We start from the raw sequence: 435 nt of genomic DNA, 5'->3' as shown, positions 1-435 counted from the left end.
CTATTATCCTTACATATTAAACCAGCGAACTCTTTATCTTCGCAAATAGATTGGCTATTTATTTTATTTAAGGCGTCATATGCGGTGCTATCTATAGAATCAAATTTATCTGGACCTATCATCGCGGATAGTGTGCCGCAAAGACCATTAGTACATGCCCCCGATTTTGCATCCTCCCACATAGATAAACCCAGGGGGTCGATGTCTGATATCGGATTCAATTGATATCCATACAGGTTCCATCCCCCCTTCAGTCCAATCGGATCCTGAGTGATATATCGCCCCTGCAGCGGGTCATAATAGCGGTGGCGGTTGTAATACAGGCCGGACTCCTCATCATACTGCTGCCCCGGCAGCCGGATAAGCTGCTGCAGCTGATGCGGGTTCTCTTCATTCAGCAGGTTGCCCCATTCATCATATTCTGCGCACCACGCT

Annotated in this window: 1 protein-coding gene; it reads right to left on the bottom strand. The window is 47.4% G+C overall.

All coding sequences use genetic code 11. The features are described from left to right. A partial coding sequence (locus C6366_RS18815; protein ID WP_233248588.1) for an RHS repeat-associated core domain-containing protein occupies positions 1–435 on the bottom strand: 435 nt, incomplete at both ends.

This window comes from Desulfonatronum sp. SC1, assembly GCF_003046795.1.
GTDB lineage: Bacteria > Desulfobacterota > Desulfovibrionia > Desulfovibrionales > Desulfonatronaceae > Desulfonatronum.
This window is presented reverse-complemented; position numbering and strand designations above follow the sequence as displayed.